This is a genomic window from Mesorhizobium sp. LSJC285A00 (genome assembly GCF_000503155.1).
GTDB lineage: Bacteria > Pseudomonadota > Alphaproteobacteria > Rhizobiales > Rhizobiaceae > Mesorhizobium.
On the sequence record NZ_AYVK01000012.1, the window covers coordinates 1 to 15,667 of the forward strand.

Sequence of the window (15,667 nt, forward strand, 5' to 3'; positions counted from 1 at the left end):
GGCTGCGCCAGCCGCGCCGCGCCCAGCTCCACACTCTCCAGCCCCGCACGCCCCGGCCTCGGAAAGGTCGGGCAAGCGCGGCGTGCCCGGCATCGAGGCGATCATCGCGGTGGCGTCCGGCAAGGGCGGCGTCGGCAAGTCGACCACCGCCGTCAACATCGCGCTTGGCCTCGCCGCCAACGGTTTGCGTGTCGGCGTGCTCGATGCCGATATTTATGGCCCGTCCATGCCCAGGCTGCTCAACATCCATGGCCGGCCGCAGACCGTCGACGGCAAGATCCTGAAACCGATGGAGAATTACGGCCTTAAGGTGATGTCGATGGGCTTCCTCGTCGACGAGGAGACGCCGATGATCTGGCGCGGTCCGATGGTGATGTCGGCGCTGACGCAGATGCTGCGCGAGGTCGAATGGGGCCGCCTCGACGTGCTCGTCGTCGACATGCCGCCCGGCACCGGCGACGCCCAGCTGACCATGGCCCAGCAGGTGCCGCTGGCCGGCGCCGTCATCGTCTCGACGCCGCAGGATCTGGCGCTGATCGACGCCCGCAAAGGATTGAATATGTTCAAGAAGGTCGACGTGCCGCTGCTCGGCATCGTGGAGAACATGAGCTATTTCATAGCCCCCGATACCGGCAAGCGCTACGACATCTTTGGCCATGGCGGGGCGCGGCGCGAGGCCGAGCGACTCGGCGTGACCTTCCTCGGCGAAGTGCCGCTGGAAATGGGCATTCGCGAAAGTTCTGATGAAGGTGCTCCGGTGGTGGCGTCGAAGCCAGACAGCGCCGAGGCGAAGATCTATCGCGGCATTGCTTCGAAGGTCTGGGACCGGGTCAACGAAGAACGCGGCGCGGCCGAAGCGGCGGTGCCGAACATCGTGTTCGAGTAGCTCGGATGGTCCCTCCCCCTTGAGGGGAGGGTGGCCCGAAGGGCCGGGTGGGGTCCGCGGTGACACGCTCGACGCTATTTCTTTACAAGTCGAGGCAGCTCAACTCACGTTGAGGCAGTTGAGGCGACCCCACCCGCCTCGCTTCACGAGGCACCCTCCCCTCAAGGGGGAGGGGAACCCACCTTCTCGCCAAAGCTTGAAAAGAACTGCCCGGCCAGCTTCTTCGAAGTCGATTCGATCAGCCGGCTGCCGAGTTGGGCGATCTTGCCGCCGACTTCGGCTTTGGCCGCGTATTTGAGGACCGTCGCATCCGGCCCGTCCGCCGTCAGCGTCACGTCGGCGCCACCCTTGGCGAAGCCGGCAATACCGCCCTTGCCCTCGCCCTGGATGGTGTAGGAGTGCGGCGGCTTCAGGTTCTTCAACGTCACCTCGCCGTTGAATGTCGCCTTGATCGGTCCGATCTTCAACACCACCGTCGCCGCCATTTCGGTCGGCGATTTCATGTCCAGGTGCTGGCAGCCGGGAATGGTCGCCTGCAAAACCTTCGGATCGTTCAGCGCGTCCCACACTTTCTGCAGGGGGGCGACAATGCGTTCCTCGCCTTCGATCACCAAAGCCATCGACACCTCCCGGACAGACTTCGAAGGCCTAACGCACGGTCTGGTCTGTGTCTATCGCACCAAAGTCCGGTTGCGACGGTGCGCCCTCTTGCCTGCTTCCGCGCGTTGCCATATCGATTTGTCTTACAAATACGGAGACCATGATGGCAGGCGCCCCCACCGGAAAGAAGAAATTTCGCTCGCAGGAGTGGTTCGACAATCCCGACAATCCAGGCATGACCGCGCTCTACCTCGAGCGCTACCTGAACTACGGCCTGACGCGGGCCGAGCTGATGTCTGGCAAGCCGCTGATCGGCATCGCCCAGACCGGCTCGGATCTGTCGCCATGCAACCGCCATCATATCGAACTCGCCAAGCGCGTGCGCGAAGGCATCGTCTCGATGGGCGGCATCCCCTTCGAATTCCCGTGCCATCCGATCCAGGAGACCGGCAAGCGCCCGACCGCGGCACTCGACCGCAACCTTGCCTATCTCGGCCTGGTCGAAGTGCTTTACGGCTATCCGCTCGACGGCGTCGTGCTGACCATCGGCTGCGACAAAACCACGCCGGCGCTGCTGATGGCGGCGGCCACCGTCAATATTCCGGCCATAGCACTTTCGGTCGGACCGATGCTCAATGGCTGGCACAAAGGCAAGCGCACGGGATCCGGCACCATCGTCTGGGAATCGCGCCAGCGGCTCTCCGCCGGCGAGATCGACTATGACGAGTTCATGGACATCGTCGCCTCATCGGCGCCGTCGACCGGCTATTGCAACACCATGGGCACCGCCACCACGATGAACTCGCTGGCAGAGGCGCTCGGGATGCAATTGCCGGGCTCGGCTGCCATTCCGGCACCCTACCGCGAGCGCGGCCAGATCTCCTATGAGACGGGCAAGCGCATCGTCGAGATGGTGCATGAGGATCTGAAGCCATCCGACATCATGACGCGCAAGGCGTTCGAGAACGCCATTGTCGTCAATTCGGCGATTGGCGGCTCGACCAATGCGCCGATCCACCTCAACGCGATTGCCCGCCATCTCGGCGTGCCGCTCACCAATGACGACTGGCAGACGGTCGGCCTCCATGTGCCGCTCATCGTCAATCTGCAGCCATCTGGCGAATATCTCGGCGAGGACTATCATCATGCCGGCGGTGTGCCGGCTGTGGTTGCCGAACTGATGAAGGCCAAGCTGCTGCCCTATCCCGAAGCCATGACCGTCAACGGGAAATCGATCGGCGACAATTGCAAGGGGGTCGCCAACGAGAATACCGATGTCATCCGCACTGTTGCCGAGCCGCTGAAGGCCAATGCCGGCTTCATCAATCTCAGCGGCAATCTGTTCGATTCCGCCATCATGAAGATGAGCGGCATCTCGCCGGAATTCCGCGAACGCTATCTCTCCAACCCGAACGACCCGGAAGCCTTCGAAGGCAACGCCATGGTCTTTGACGGGCCGGAGGACTACCACGCCCGCATCGACGATCCGGCGCAAGGCATCGACGAGCACACCATCCTATTCATGCGCGGCGCCGGCCCGATCGGCTATCCCGGCGGCGCCGAGGTCGTCAACATGCAGCCGCCCGCTTATCTCATCAAGAAGGGCATTCACGCGCTGGCCTGCATCGGCGATGGCCGCCAGTCGGGCACATCGGGGTCGCCCTCTATCCTCAACGCTTCCCCGGAAGCCGCCATTGGCGGCGGCCTGGCGCTGCTCAAGACCGGCGACCGTGTGCGCATCGACTTACGCAAAGGCACTGCCAACATCCTCGTCTCCGACGAGGAAATCACGCGGCGCCGTGCCGAACTGCAGGACGATGGCGGCTATCACTATCCCAAGCACCAGACGCCATGGCAGGAAATCCAGCGCTCCATGGTCGACCAGTTCTCGGAGGGCATGGTGCTGAAGCCGGCGGTGAAATACCAGGACGTCGCCCATACCAGCGGCGTGCCGAGGGACAACCACTAAGCGTTGCAAGTTTGGTGAAATCGAAGGCGGCTTGCCATCGGGTAGGCCGCCTTTTCTCATGGCAACGCTCTTGTATCGATTGGGCCAAGTCTACAGATACGTCGTCTCGACAGGTCCTGCACGAGGGATAACACCCATCAATGACGAAGCGGCGCTCTTCCCTCGGTTTCCTCGGCATGTTCGGCCGCTCGGGTGACTTGCGGGAACTGGACACCGCGCTGCGCGGCGCCGATCTGCATCCGGCGCTTGTCCCTGAGGGGGTAAAGCTCACCATCGTCAATTTGATGAAGGATCATTGGCCGGACGAGCCGCCGCCCGACGCCTACCGGTCCGTGGCGCAGCTGTTCGGCTTTTGCATCGCGGGCCCACAAACCTTCGAGCAGGCCAATGGGCCGGAGCGGCGGCTGGACGCTGAGCGCCGCATCGAGGCTGCGCTTGAAACCGGCGACAGCCTGGATGCCCAGATCGTGTTGATGGCGCTGCATGGCAAGCTGATTAGCGCCGAAGTGGTCGAGCGCTTTGGGTTAAGTGCGGACTGACCTACGTAAGGTGAAGCTTACCCGCCCATGCCGCTGCGTGGCAGCTTGATCATCTCGCCGAAGCGGGCGCGCAATTTGTCGTCGAGCAGCTTCGGCACATGGCGCGGGAAGCGCTCGGCAAGCACGCGCTTCTTTTCGATGATCGCCCGCTGCAAGATGTCGGGCCGGCCCTTCTCGTTCCATTCCTTGGGCGAAAAGCGGTCGCCGACGGCCGGATAAAAATACTCGGTCTGCATCAGGCGCAGCGTCTGCTCGTTGCCGAGATAGTGGCCCGGGCCATTCATGCAGACTTCGGTGATGGTGTCGATCGACAGCGCTTCGTCGGTCACTTCGATGCCCCGCACGCAGCGCAGGCAGTGGCCCAGCATGTCATTGTCTATGATCAGGCTCTCCAGGCAAAAGCCGAGCAGCGAGGCATGCATACCGGCCGATTCATAGACCAGATTGAGGCCGGCAAGGCCGGCCATCACGTCGGTGATGCCCTTTTCATAGCCGGACTGGATGTCGGGCAGTTTCGAATCCGTCATGCCGGCGGCCGAACCGCCCGGCAGATCGTAGAACTGCGCCATCTGCGCACAGGCCGAAGTCAACACTGCCTGCTCGGCCGAGCCGCCCGACATGGCGCCGGTCCTGAGGTCGGAGACGAACGGCCAGGTGCCGAAGATCGCCGGATGCCCGGGCTTGATGGCGTTGACGTAGATGAGGCCGACAAGCACTTCGGCCACCGCTTGCACCACAGCGCCGGCAATCGCCGCGGGAGCGGTGGCGCCGGCCTGGCCGGCCGATAAAAGCAGGATCGGGATGCCGCCGTCGACACAGGCTTCGAGCACGCCGCAGGCGTCCTCGGCAAACTTCATCGGCGGCACGACGAAGCAATTGGAGTTCGACACGAACGGCCGGGCGCGGAAATTCTCCTCGCCGCCGGCGATCGCATAAAGCATTTCCAGCGCCGGCTGCACGTTCTCGCGCACCGTGAACGAGGTGCCGACATGCTTCGACGTCCCCATCACGCAGGCATAGAGCGTGTTGAAGTCCATTTCGAGCGGATCGGGAATGTCGCGCGGCACCATGGGCCGCTGGAAGAAATGGATGTTGTCGAGCCCTTCGACGAGGCGGGCGGCGTCGTAAATGTCCTGCACCAGCGACTCGCGGTATTCGCGCTTTTCGACATCGACCAGATGCACCGCCGCACCCGCCGTGCCGTAATGCACGCGCTTGCCCTGGATCAGCATGTCATGCCTGGGGTCCTGGCCGTGCAGCGTAAAATTCCGCGCGGCTCGTCTGATCGTGTCCATCACAAGCCCGCGTGGGAAGCGGACGCGGCCGTCATCGCCATAGACGGCGCCGACCCCGGTCAGCGCCTCGATGCAGGAGGGAATGGCATTGGCGAAGCCGACGGTCTCCAGCAGCGTCAGCACCGCTTCATGGATGCGCTCCTGGTCGTTCTGGTTGAGCGGCCCGTAGCTGCCGCCTTCGAGGCCGGCGCGCACCGGCCGGATATCGTCGGCAAGCGGTGCGGCCCGCATGGCGCGGCGCGCTTCGCGCCCGCCGGATCGGCGCGAACGCTGGTCGGCTGATGCATCTTTAGGAGCCGCATCCTGCTTTTCAACAGCCACTGACATGGGGGCACTCCACCTTTAGCTCGCGAAACACGGCGCGGTGATTGGTCCACCGTCGGCTTGCTTCGTCCCTCTGTCAGCCGACTATGCCGTTGCCATTGGCCCAGCCTATGGGCCAGTCAACGCAGCCGAGTATGCCAGAGAGCTAATGCAGAATGTTGGTGATCATGCCAAGGGCCGGGACTGTTCAAAGCCCCGGCACAGGCAAATCAGGCTGCAGCGGGCCTGCGTCCGGCTGCGGTCGCGAGCTCGCGAATACCCGGCTCGATGTGCTGCAATGCGATCGAGGAAATGCCCAAGCGCATGAAACGCGACGGCTTTTCGGTGCGATCGAAGAAACGATCGCCGGGCTCGATTATGACGCTGCGCGACGCCGCGGCCTCGGCCAGTCCACGTGAATCGGTGCCGCGCGGGCCTTCCAGCCAGAGCGATGTGCCGCCGGCGGAATCGGTCGAGCGCCATTCCGGCAGGAATGCGGAAATCGCATGGACCAGACGCTTGCGCCGCTCGTCGAAGGCCGACGACAGCCGCCGCACCAGGGCTTCGTGATGGCCGAGCGACAGGAACAGCGCAACCGCGCGCTGGTTGTTGGCCGGCGGGTGCCTGAGCATGAAGCGGCGCAGCGCCCTGAGCTCGGAGATTAGTCCAGCCGAAGCGACGATGTAGCCAAGCCGTAGGCCCGGAGCCAGCGTCTTCGACATCGAGCCGACATAGACGACGCGACCCGAGCGATCGAGGCTCTTCAGCGCCTGCTGCGGCGCCTCGTCGAGAAGCTGGCTGTCATAGCCGTCCTCGATGATGATCTGGTTGTGGCGGTTGGCGCGCGCCAGAAGGTCCTGCCGCCGCTCCGCCGACAGCGGCACCATGGTCGGGCAGTGGTGGCTGGGGGTGACGAAGACAAAGCCGGAATCGTTGGGAATGGACGAGGTGACGATGCCGGACTGATCGACCGGAACCGGCTGGATTTCGGCGCCTGCCAAGCGGAAGATCGAGCGCGCGTCGGGGTATCCCGGGTCTTCCATCGCGACCTTGGAGCCCTTTGTCATCAGCAGTGTCGCCAGCATATAGAGCGCGTTCTGGGCGCCCAGCGTGACGATGATCTCGTCCGGATTGGCGAAGATGCCGCGCCGCGGCAACAGCCGCGCCTGGATCTGCTCGATCAAGAGCGGATCGTCACGATCGACCATGTCGGAGGCCCAGTTGCGGATTTCGAGCACGGCCAGCGCCATGCGGTTGCACTCACGCCATTCGGCTGTCGGGAACAGCGCCGGGTCGAACTGGCCGTAGACGAAGGGGTAGGAGGACTTGATCCAGTTGTCGTGCTTGGCCGGTGGCGGCATGTCGCTGGCGGCGATCTGCCGGCGTGCCTTCCAGTCGATCTCGTTCTGCTGGTCGGGCGCCTTCTGGTGCGGCTTGGCGGGGGTGGCCAGCACATCCGGATTGACGAAATGGCCGCGCCGTTCGCGCGCCACCAGGAAACCTTGGTCGACCAATTGCTGGAACGCCAGCACCACAGTGCCGCGCGCGACGCCGAGTTTTTCAGCCAGGATGCGGCAGGACGGAAGCGGCATCGAAGCGGCGATCTGCCGGTCGAGAATGGCGGCGACGATCGCCTGACGGATCTGCGCCTGCAGGGTCTGGCCCGATTCCGCCGAAATCCGGAACAGGCCGGACCATATGGCCGTGTCGTTACGCTGTGGCATGGAAGGTGTTCCTCGATGGCCAGTCTTTTTTGCTTGGCTGGACCAGCGGAAGGTAACCGTGGCACAAGGGGTTGCGCCAATCAATTTTTCTGATCGCTGGGATTTATGCCAGTGATCTATGCGCGACGCGCAGCGTCGTCTCATCCCCGGGTGACGCTTGCGTCATCCCGCAGCGCGGACGCCCGCGCGATGCGAAGCGTCGTCGCGCCTCATTATCCCCAGCGCGACGCGCAGCGTCGTCGCTACTCCCATCAAATCATCCAGCGCGGCGCGCAGCGTCATAGCTCCATCACATCGCACTATGCTGCACTGCGTCATCCCCACGCATTGAAACATGCGGAATTCGGCTCAATAAGATCAGCGCGACGACACGCGCCGGAAACATCCGGTCTGATAAGATGTCGTGAAAAACGATCAGGAGCCGAAAGTGGATCATTCCTCCTTCGACAAACAGCTTGTCGCCTTGCGTGCTGCGCGCGCGGCGGCATCGGGTACGATGCGCGAGGCTTTTGCCGCCGACCCCAAGCGCTTCGAGACGTTCTCGGCCAGCGACGGCGACCTTTTTCTCGATTGGTCGAAATGCGCGGTCGACCAGGGCACGATGGAACTGCTCGAGAAGCTCGCCGCCGCCGCCGATCTCGAAGGGCGCCGTGCCGCAATGTTTTCCGGCATGAAGATCAACATCACCGAGGACCGCGCCGTGCTGCACACGGCGCTGCGCAACCTCTCGGGCAAGGGCGTCACCGTCGACGGCCAGGACGTCAAGGCGGATGTGCTGTCCGTGCTCGACGCCATGGGCGCTTTCGCCGATGCCATTCGCTCCGGCAAGGCCGCCGGCGCCACCGGCAAGAAAATCACCGACATCGTCAACATCGGCATTGGCGGCTCCGATCTCGGCCCGGCCATGGCGACGCTGGCGCTGGCGCCCTATCACGACGGCCCGCGCGCGCACTACGTCTCCAACATTGACGGCGCCCATATCCACGACACGCTGAAGGGCCTGTCGGCCGAAACCACCCTGTTCATCATCGCCTCGAAGACCTTCACCACGGTCGAGACGATGACCAATGCCGAGACGGCGCGCGAATGGGTGCAGAAGGCGCTCGGCAAGGAAGCCGTCGGCAAGCATTTCGCCGCCGTCTCGACCGCGCTCGACCTGGTTTCCAAGTTCGGCATCGAAGCGGATCGCGTGTTCGGCTTCTGGGACTGGGTCGGCGGCCGCTATTCGCTGTGGGGCGCCATCGGTCTGCCGGTGATGATCGCCATCGGTCCGCGCAATTTCCGCGCCTTCCTCGATGGCGCGCATGAGATGGACGAGCACTTCCGCACCGCACCCCTGCAGAAGAACCTGCCGGCGCTGCTTGGGCTGGTCGGCTGGTGGCATCGCGTGATCTGCGGCTATCCGGCGCGTGCCGTCATCCCCTATGACCAGCGACTGTCCAGGTTGCCGGCCTATCTGCAGCAGCTCGACATGGAATCGAACGGCAAGGGCGTCACCCTCGACGGCACGCCGGTGATGACGCCGACCGGACCGCTGGTCTGGGGCGAGCCCGGCACCAATGGCCAGCACGCCTTCTTCCAGCTGCTGCACCAGGGCACCGATTTCATCCCGGTCGAGTTCCTTGCCGCTGCCGTCGGCCATGAGCCTGATCTCAAGCACCAGCACGATCTACTGCTTGCCAATTGCCTGGCCCAATCGGAAGCGTTGATGAAGGGCCGCACGCTGGACGAGGCTCGCGCGCAGATGCTGGCCAAGGGCATGAAGCCGGCCGATATCGACAGAATAGCCCCGCACCGCGTCTTCTCCGGCAACCGCCCCTCGGTGACGATCCTCTACCGCAAGCTCGACCCGCGCACCTTCGGCCGGCTGATCGCGCTTTACGAGCACCGCGTCTTCGTCGAAGGCACTCTGTTCAACATCAATTCCTTCGACCAATGGGGCGTCGAGCTCGGCAAGGAGCTGGCGACCGGCCTGTTGCCAGTCGTGGAAGGCAAGGAGAGCGCCGCCAAGCGCGACGCATCGACGGCCGGGCTGGTGGCGCGCATCCAGCAACTGCGGGGGGCTCAATGAAAAATCCGGCCGACATCAAGGGCATCTTGTTCGACAAGGACGGCACGCTTGTCGATTTCAACGCGACCTGGCTCGGCATCGCCGATTTCATGGCCATGGATGCTGCCGAGGGCGATCGCTGGAAAGCCGACAGGCTGCTTTCAGCGGCGGGCTTCGATTTTGTCGCCAAGCGCTTCAAGCCGGATTCCATCTTCGCCTCGGGCACCAATATGGATGTCGTCGAACTGTGGTTCCCGCGCCTGTCCGACGAGGACCAGATGCTGGCCGTCGCCCGCTTCAACGAGATCACCTCGGTGCAAGGCTCATCGATGGCGGTGGCCTTGCCCGGCATCGTCGCGGCGCTGACGGCTCTGCACAAGCGATCCTACCGGCTCGGCGTCGCCACCAATGATTCGACTGCCGGTGCGGAAAAGACCATGGTCACGCTTGGCGTCGCGCAGCTGTTCACCGCCGCCTATGGCTATGACGCGGTCGCCAATCCGAAACCGGCGCCGGACACGATCGTCGCCTTTTGCGACCTGACCGGGTTGAAGGCGTCCGAGATCGCCATGGTCGGCGACAACCGCCACGACCTGGAGATGGCGCGTGCCGGCGGCTGCGGCCTGGCGGTCGGCGTGCTCTCCGGCACCGGCACGCGGGAATCGCTGGCGTCGATCGCCGATGTCGTTCTCGATTCTGTTGCCGACCTGCCGGACTTTCTGTCGGCGCGGGTCAAGGAGGCGATCTGACGGGGGAAGTTAGGGCAAGGCGAAAGTCAGCTGGGCTTTCCCGCCAATGGCCGAGATTGGTGGAAAGCGGAACGGCCGATTTCGGATTGGTTAAAGAAGAAGCAGTCTTCAGTAGCTCAACGCTTTCCCGGTTCCCCTAGCGGCGGCGTCCGCGCTCCGAATGCTTGTCGAAGGTTTCTTTGAATTCACGGTATTGGTGATAGAGCTTCGCAACGTATTTCTCATGGTGGCGCAGCAGGTAGAGCACAAAGAGACAGAACGCGACCGAGCCCGCCCAGAGCAAAATGCCAGTCGAATAGCACCAAAAGGCCTCGCATGTCCTCCAGCTAGTGAACCTGCCTTTCCATCGGCCGGTTGTGACAAGCAATATGAGCCGCCAGCTGGAGAAGGCGAGAACCACCAGAACCACGGCGTAGGAGATGATCTTCGCTCTCTTGGTCATCCGACTGCCCCCTCTATAGTATGGCCCCGAAAGCAATTGCCAAGGCCGGGCTCCGGTTCATGACATAGCCCGGGCCGAAGACGGCGGCGAGGGCGTCGGGATCGACACAGCGCACACTGGTACAGGAACCACCTCGCGAAACCGTGAAGATCGCAGTCGGAATCCGAGTTATCAGCGGCGGCGTGCGGCCTCCGGCCATGAACGGCAGAGATGGGGGCGAACTCACTCATTTCGACTGATCTGTTTTTGATCCTGGCGCTAGCTAGCAGTCTTCCTGCTCGAACGAAAACACCCCGCTCGGCCTGGTCACAGCACCCCTCACGTCGCCGAAATCCAGCACCTGATATTCGGCCAGCAACCGCAGCCGGGCTAGCGGCAGGTCGGCGCGGCGGGGATCGCCGACCAGCACCTCGATGCCGGCTGCCAGGCAGCGGTCGAGGAACGGGATCACCCGCAGAGCAACCTCGCGGCCGTAGAACACGTCGCCGGCAAGCACGAGGTCGACGGCCGGCGGCGGGCCTGTGGTGATGTCCTTGTCGACAATGGTGATCTCGACGCCGTTGGCCGCGGCATTGATGCCGATCGCGGCGACGCCGTTGCGGTCGATCTCGGCCGCGATCACCGCGCTGGCGCCGGCCTTGGCGGCGGCGATGCCGACAAGGCCCGAGCCGGCGCCGAGGTCGAGCACGCGGCGGCCGGCCACGCTTTGCGGATGGTCGAGTATATAGCGCGCAAGCACGGCGCCGCCGGCCCAGGCATAGGCCCAGTAGGGCGGCTGCGGCTCAGCTTCGTGCTCCTCGGTTTGGCTGCCGTCTTCCGGTCCATGAGCTCGCCACTCGACAAGCCGCCTCAGGCCGCTGCCGGGATGAGCCGTATAGAGCTGGATTTCAGGGAGCGCGGGAACGGGCGCAAGCCGCAGGTTCGCCCTGATGAACACTACTGCATCGGGACGCCGACTATCGTCCGCCATCCCGCCGTCGCCAGGCTCGGCGTTCAAACTTATTCCCGCAGCGCCCGGCGCAAAATCTTGCCCACCGGCGTCTTCGGCAGTTCGGTTCGGAACTCGATGTATTTCGGCCGTTTGTAGCCGGTCAGGTTCTCGCGGCAATAGGCGGTCAGTGCCTCGACGGTCAGCGCCGGGTCCTTCTTGACCACGAACAGCTTCGGCACCTCGCCCGAATGCTCGTCCGGCACGCCGATCGCCGCCACTTCGAGCACGCCCGGATGCTGGGCGACGACTTCCTCGAGTTCGTTCGGATAGACGTTGAAGCCGGAGACCAGGATCATGTCCTTCTTGCGGTCGACGATCTTGGTGTAGCCGCGCTCGTCCATGAAGCCCATGTCGCCGGATTTGAAAAAACCGTCCTTGGTCATCACCCTGGCGGTCTCGTCCGGCCGGTTCCAGTAACCGGCCATGACTTGCGGCCCGCGGATGCAGATCTCGCCGACCTCGCCGAGCGGCAGGTTGTTGCCGTCATCGTCGCGGATGACGATCTCGGTCGACGGCAGCGGCAGGCCGATCGTGCCGGTGAAATTGCTGTCGCTGAACTTGTTGGCGGTGGCTACCGGCGAGGTCTCCGACAGCCCGTAGCCCTCGGTGATCGAATTGCCGGTCAGCGCCTTCCAGCGCTCGGCAACCCCCTTCTGCACCGCCATGCCACCACCCAGCGTCATGATCAGCGGCTTGAAGTCGAGCTTGCGGAAATCCTCGTTGTTGAGCAGCGCGTTGAACAGCGTGTTGAGGCCGGGGAAAATGTGCATCGGGTATTTCTGCAGCTCCTTGACGAAGCCGGGAATGTCGCGCGGGTTGGGAACGAGCACGTTCTGGGCGCCCTGCTGCATGCCCATCAGCGCGTTCACCGTCAGCGCGAAGATATGGTAGAGCGGCAGTGCGCAAATGAAATTGAGATGCGCCGGTTTCGGCTTGATCGCATAGGCGTCCTGCAGCCACAGCGTGTTCTGCGCGACATTGGACAGCACATTGGAGTGCAGCAGCACAGCACCTTTGGAAATCCCCGTGGTGCCGCCTGTATATTGCAGGAAGGCGACGTCGCTGGCTTCCATCTTGGCCGGCTTGAAGGCGATGCCAGCGCCGGCCTTCACCGCCGCATTGAACTTGACATGGCCGGGCAGCGACCAGGCCGGCACCATCTTTTTCACCCGGCGCACGACGAGGTTGACGATCGTGCCCTTGAGGCCGCCGAGCATGTCGCCCATCGCCGCGACCACCACATGCTTGACCGCCGTCCTGGCAATCACCGCGTCCAGGGTGCTGGCGAAATTCTCCAGAATGACGATCGCCTGCGCGCCGGAATCCTTGAGCTGATGTTCGAGCTCGCGCGGCGTGTAGAGCGGATTGATGTTCACCACGACATAGCCGGCGCGAAGCACGGCCATCATCGCCACCGGATATTGCAGCACATTCGGCATCATCAGCGCCACGCGTGCGCCTTTCTGCAGGCCCTTCGATTGCAGATAAGCGCCGAAGGCGGCCGATTGCCGCTCGAGTTCGGCATAGGAGATCGACTTGCCCATGCAGACGTATGCCGGCTGGCCGGAAAACTGCTTGCAGGCGCCGACGAGGAAGTCGCCGATCGAACTGTAGGGCAGGGCGCCGATCTCCGCCGGCACGACTTTCGAATAGCTTTTTAGCCATGGCTTTTCCGGCAAGCCCGCGGCAAGCGCCGTCAGCGTATTCGGCAGTTTTTTGGCCGCGCCCGGCGACGGCTTCGAGGCGGGCTTCGCCGCGGCTGTCTTCGCGGCTGGCGGCTGGGCGGGCTTTGCAGCGGGTGTTGTCTTCGCCGCGCGCTTGACCGCAGGTTTCGCTGCCGGGTTGGCGCTTGCCTTCGCCGGCGTCGAGGTTGCCGTTGGCTTGACGGCGGGAGTGGCTTTGGCCGGTGGCGCTTTCGACTTGGCGGCAGCGGCGGCCGGTTTTGAAGCTTTCGCCGCTTTTGCTTTCGCCGGGGCCGTTGTCTTTGTTGCTTTCGCCACCTCTAGCCTCCCTCGGTCGTTCTGTTGCCTGCTCCTGCTGCGCCGCCTCGATGTGGTGAGGCGTCCTCCGCTGCAGCGATGTCGCGGATTCCCGGAAAATCCAGCGTGTCATCTATCTATTGCGACTATCGGCGGCCGTGCAAGTCTTGCCCCAGCGGCAGGACGGCAAAGATTTGCCGTCGAAATCCTTCCCGCGATGCCAGCTCAGGCAATGCCGTCCGGTCATCTCGGTGGCGAAACCCAGGCTTGTGGATTTTTGGCTTACGATTGCTGCGATCAATGAAAAAATGCGGTCGTTAACAATCCCGTGATTAGCAGATTTTGCTACTTGTTTCTGCAGTTCGTCAAAGACCGAGAAATATTTTCTGCTTACGGTGGGGTAGGCAAACAGGGTGTTCCAAAGCCGGAAAAACGGTGCTTATATGCGCGCTTCGCGAGCCTATAGAGGGGCTTGGAAGAACATCAGGGAGTGCTCAATGAAAAAGAAACTGACTTTTGCAGCCGCGTTGCTGGCTGCAAGCGTCCTCGGCGGTGTGGCCAATGCCAAGACGCTGGTCTATTGCTCGGAGGCCTCGCCGGCCAACTTCGACCCGGGTACCACGACGGGCGGCAACGACTTCGACGCCTCGTCGCGCACCGTCTATTCGCGCCTAGTCGAGTTCAAGCATGGCGGCACCGAAGTTGTGCCCGGTCTCGCCGACAAATGGGAGATTTCGGACGACGGCCTGGTCTATACTTTCCACCTGCATCCGGGCGTGAAGTTCCAGACGACGGATTTCTTCAAGCCGACGCGTGATTTCAATGCCGACGACGTCGTCTTTTCGTTCGATCGCCAGTTCAACAAGGAAAACCCCTGGAACGGCGAGAAGTACCTGCCGAACCTGACCTGGGACTACTACACCGGCATGGACATGCCGAAATACGTCGCCAAGTGGGAAAAGGTCGATGACCTGACCGTGAAGCTGACGCTGACCGAGCCGAACGCGCCGATGCTGGCCAATCTCGGCATGGACTTCGCCTCGATCGTGTCGAAGGAATATGCCGACCAGCTGGAAAAAGACGGCAAGATGGCCGACTTCTCGACCAAGCCGGTCGGCACAGGTCCGTTCCAGTTCGTCGACTACCAGCTGGATTCGGTCATCCGCTATGCGGCCAACCCGGACTACTTCAAGGGCAAGGAAAAGATCGACGATCTCGTCTTCGCGATCACGCCTGACGCCACCGCCCGCATCCAGAAGGTGCTCGCCGGCGAATGCGATATCGCGCCCTATCCGAATCCTGCCGACATCGGCACGATCAAGGCCAACGCCGACGTGACCCTGATGGATCAGGCTGGCCTCAACATCGGCTATATGAGCTATAACACCACCATCCCGCCGCTCGACAAGCCTGAAGTGCGCCATGCGCTCAACCAGGCGATCGATCGGGAATCGCTCATCAAGTCGCTGTTCCAGGACGCCGGCGCCACGCCGGCCGTAAACCTGATCCCGCCGACCATGTGGTCGTGGAACAAGGACGTGAAGTCCGACGCCTATGATCCGGAAGCCGCCAAGAAGGTGCTGGCCGATGCCGGATTGAAGGAGATCCAGCTTTGGGCCTCCGACCGCGTCCGTCCCTACAACCCGAACTTCCAGCGCGCCGCCGAACTGATCCAGGCTGACTGGGCCAAGGTCGGCGTCAAGGCGGAGATCGTCAGTTACGAGTGGACGAAGTACCGCGAAGAAGGCAAGAAGAAGGAGCGTCCGGGCGCCTTCCAGATCGGCTGGACCGGTGACAATGGCGATCCGGACAATTTCTTCGCCACGCTGTTCGCCTGCTCGGCCATCGGCGTGTCGAACTACTCCAGCTGGTGCGACAAGGACTTCGAGGATCTGATCCAGAAGGCCAAGAAGACCAGCGACCAGGCCGAACGCACCAAGCTCTATGAAGAGGCGCAGGTTGTCTTCCAGAAGCAGGCTCCGGCCTTCCTCATGGCACACAGCCAGGTCTACGCAGTCGTGCGCAAGAATGTCAGCGGCTTCATGATGGACCCGCTCGGCATTCATCGCTTCGACGGCGTCGACAAGGCCGAATAGAACTGTTAGGCGGGCGGCGCGCAATCAGGCGCCGCCCGCTTTTC

General features: G+C 63.1%; 12 protein-coding genes. 6 read left to right on the forward strand and 6 right to left on the reverse strand.

Annotated features, from left to right (window positions below; all coding sequences use genetic code 11):
- A partial coding sequence (locus X726_RS156980; RefSeq protein ID WP_031214860.1) for an Mrp/NBP35 family ATP-binding protein occupies positions 1-886 on the forward strand: 886 nt, incomplete at its 5' end.
- 161 nt (positions 887-1,047) lie between these two features.
- On the opposite strand, the gene X726_RS156975 is transcribed toward X726_RS156980, so the two are convergent.
- A complete protein-coding gene (locus X726_RS156975) occupies positions 1,048-1,506 on the reverse strand; it encodes a carbon monoxide dehydrogenase subunit G (protein WP_023669480.1) in 459 nt (152 codons plus the stop codon).
- A 143-nt stretch (positions 1,507-1,649) separates the two neighbouring features.
- Here X726_RS156975 and X726_RS156970 point away from each other — a divergent pair, with 143 nt between their 5' ends.
- Both X726_RS156970 and X726_RS156965 read left to right on the forward strand, forming a co-directional pair.
- Positions 1,650-3,455, forward strand: coding sequence for an IlvD/Edd family dehydratase (locus tag X726_RS156970; RefSeq protein ID WP_023669481.1), 1,806 nt, complete (start codon positions 1,650-1,652; stop codon positions 3,453-3,455).
- Between the two features lie 140 nt (positions 3,456-3,595).
- On the forward strand, positions 3,596-3,994 hold the full coding sequence (locus X726_RS156965; protein ID WP_023669482.1) for a hypothetical protein: 399 nt from the start codon (positions 3,596-3,598) through the stop codon (positions 3,992-3,994).
- A gap of 17 nt (positions 3,995-4,011) precedes the next feature.
- On the opposite strand, the gene X726_RS156960 is transcribed toward X726_RS156965, so the two are convergent.
- Positions 4,012-5,616 carry a trimethylamine methyltransferase family protein gene (locus X726_RS156960; protein ID WP_023669483.1) on the reverse strand — a complete coding sequence of 535 codons (1,605 nt, stop codon included), beginning with the start codon at positions 5,614-5,616 and terminating at the stop codon, positions 4,012-4,014.
- Positions 5,617-5,822: 206 nt separating this feature from the next.
- On the reverse strand, positions 5,823-7,316 hold the full coding sequence (locus X726_RS156955; RefSeq protein ID WP_023669484.1) for a PLP-dependent aminotransferase family protein: 1,494 nt from the start codon (positions 7,314-7,316) through the stop codon (positions 5,823-5,825).
- A gap of 463 nt (positions 7,317-7,779) precedes the next feature.
- On the opposite strand from X726_RS156955, the gene pgi reads away from it, so the two are divergent.
- Together pgi and X726_RS156945 are read left to right on the forward strand one after the other, a co-directional pair.
- Entirely contained in the window at positions 7,780-9,387 is a 1,608-nt protein-coding gene (gene pgi / locus X726_RS156950; RefSeq protein WP_245272103.1) for a glucose-6-phosphate isomerase, read from the forward strand.
- The gene (locus X726_RS156945) at positions 9,384-10,115 is read left to right on the forward strand and encodes an HAD family hydrolase (protein ID WP_023669487.1); all 732 of its coding nucleotides are present in this window, start codon (positions 9,384-9,386) and stop codon (positions 10,113-10,115) included. Before pgi ends, X726_RS156945 begins: the two co-directional genes overlap by 4 nt.
- A gap of 136 nt (positions 10,116-10,251) precedes the next feature.
- Here the strand turns inward: X726_RS156945 and X726_RS156940 are convergent, their stop codons facing one another.
- The 3 genes from X726_RS156940 to X726_RS156930 all read right to left on the reverse strand — a co-directional run bounded on the left by X726_RS156940 (position 10,252) and on the right by X726_RS156930 (position 13,548).
- Entirely contained in the window at positions 10,252-10,557 is a 306-nt protein-coding gene (locus X726_RS156940; RefSeq protein WP_023669488.1) for a hypothetical protein, read from the reverse strand.
- A gap of 262 nt (positions 10,558-10,819) precedes the next feature.
- Complete coding sequence (locus X726_RS156935; RefSeq protein WP_033001814.1) at positions 10,820-11,527, reverse strand: 50S ribosomal protein L11 methyltransferase; 708 nt, start codon at positions 11,525-11,527, stop codon at positions 10,820-10,822.
- A 29-nt stretch (positions 11,528-11,556) separates the two neighbouring features.
- The gene (locus X726_RS156930) at positions 11,557-13,548 is read right to left on the reverse strand and encodes a long-chain fatty acid--CoA ligase (RefSeq protein WP_023669490.1); all 1,992 of its coding nucleotides are present in this window, start codon (positions 13,546-13,548) and stop codon (positions 11,557-11,559) included.
- A 476-nt stretch (positions 13,549-14,024) separates the two neighbouring features.
- Here X726_RS156930 and X726_RS156925 point away from each other — a divergent pair, with 476 nt between their 5' ends.
- Positions 14,025-15,623 carry an ABC transporter substrate-binding protein gene (locus X726_RS156925; protein WP_023669491.1) on the forward strand — a complete coding sequence of 533 codons (1,599 nt, stop codon included), beginning with the start codon at positions 14,025-14,027 and terminating at the stop codon, positions 15,621-15,623.
- Positions 15,624-15,667 lie beyond the last annotated feature (44 nt).

Bases quoted from the DNA above. Each gene is read 5' to 3' on its own strand.
- X726_RS156960 (WP_023669483.1), bottom strand. From the start codon at position 5,616: ATGTCAGTGGCTGTTGAAAAGCAGGATGCGGCTCCTAAAGATGCATCA.
- X726_RS156975 (WP_023669480.1), bottom strand. From the start codon at position 1,506: ATGGCTTTGGTGATCGAAGGCGAGGAACGCATTGTCGCCCCCCTGCAG.
- X726_RS156925 (WP_023669491.1), top strand. From the start codon at position 14,025: ATGAAAAAGAAACTGACTTTTGCAGCCGCGTTGCTGGCTGCAAGCGTC.
- X726_RS156965 (WP_023669482.1), top strand. From the start codon at position 3,596: ATGACGAAGCGGCGCTCTTCCCTCGGTTTCCTCGGCATGTTCGGCCGC.
- X726_RS156940 (WP_023669488.1), bottom strand. From the start codon at position 10,557: ATGACCAAGAGAGCGAAGATCATCTCCTACGCCGTGGTTCTGGTGGTT.
- X726_RS156935 (WP_033001814.1), bottom strand. From the start codon at position 11,527: ATGGCGGACGATAGTCGGCGTCCCGATGCAGTAGTGTTCATCAGGGCG.
- X726_RS156955 (WP_023669484.1), bottom strand. From the start codon at position 7,316: ATGCCACAGCGTAACGACACGGCCATATGGTCCGGCCTGTTCCGGATT.
- X726_RS156945 (WP_023669487.1), top strand. From the start codon at position 9,384: ATGAAAAATCCGGCCGACATCAAGGGCATCTTGTTCGACAAGGACGGC.
- X726_RS156970 (WP_023669481.1), top strand. From the start codon at position 1,650: ATGGCAGGCGCCCCCACCGGAAAGAAGAAATTTCGCTCGCAGGAGTGG.